The organism is Ralstonia sp. TCR112, from assembly GCF_007997035.1.
Classification (GTDB): domain Bacteria; phylum Pseudomonadota; class Gammaproteobacteria; order Burkholderiales; family Burkholderiaceae; genus Ralstonia; species Ralstonia edaphi.
In genome coordinates this window covers 1-716 of the sequence record NZ_VOSS01000216.1, presented here as the reverse complement: position 1 = coordinate 716, position 716 = coordinate 1, and the positions used below count along the sequence as shown (strand labels likewise).

The following is a 716-nucleotide window of genomic DNA, read 5'->3' as shown; positions in this document are numbered from 1 at the left end:
CTGGCCGACGCCATCGTCGAGAAGATGTTCGTGTTCGACAACCTGATCGATCTGGACGGCCGTGCACTGCAGACGCTGCTGCGCGAGATCAGCCAGGACGTTCTGGTGGTGGCGCTCAAGGGCGCCAAGCAGGAGTTCCGCGACAAGGTGTTTGCCAACATGTCGCAGCGTGCCGGCACGATGCTCAAGGAAGAGCTGGAAGTGCTCGGCCCCGTCAAGGTGTCGGAAGTCGAAGCGCAGCAGAAGGAAATCCTGGTCGTTGCGCGCCGTCTGGCCGACGAAGGCGAAATCACCATCGGCCGCAAGGCGGAGGACGCTTATGTCTGACCGTGCTGGCCGCTTTGCTATGACGGGGCGCTGAGATGCCGCGTCCGCCGATCATCCCGCGCGACACGCTGGTCGAATACCAGGCGTGGGAGCCGACCGACTTCCGGCGGCAGGCCGCAGAGGCTGCTGCTACAGCCGCGCCGCCGCCTCCGCCGCCCGAGCCCGAAGAGCCGCCCATTTCCGAAGAGGAATGGCAGGCCGCGCTGGACGCGGAGCTTGCCACCGCCCGCGACGAAGGCCGCCGCGATGGTTTTGCGCAAGGCTTCCAGGATGGCTTTGAACAAGGCCGTCGCCAGGGCGAGGAAGATTCCAAACACATCGCCGCGCTCATGCAATCCGTGCGCGAGGCGATCGACCAACTGAACGGCAGCGTTGCCGAAGAGCTGGTC

At 65.2% G+C, this 716-nt stretch carries 1 protein-coding gene and 1 pseudogene; both read left to right on the top strand.

Translation table 11 applies throughout. The features are described from left to right. The coding region (locus FUT88_RS25420) for a FliG C-terminal domain-containing protein (protein WP_325205676.1) at positions 1–327 on the top strand (327 nt) is incomplete at its 5' end. Between the two features lie 35 nt (positions 328–362). Beyond that, positions 363–716 (top strand): annotated as a pseudogene (locus FUT88_RS25415) (flagellar assembly protein FliH); the annotation flags it as partial.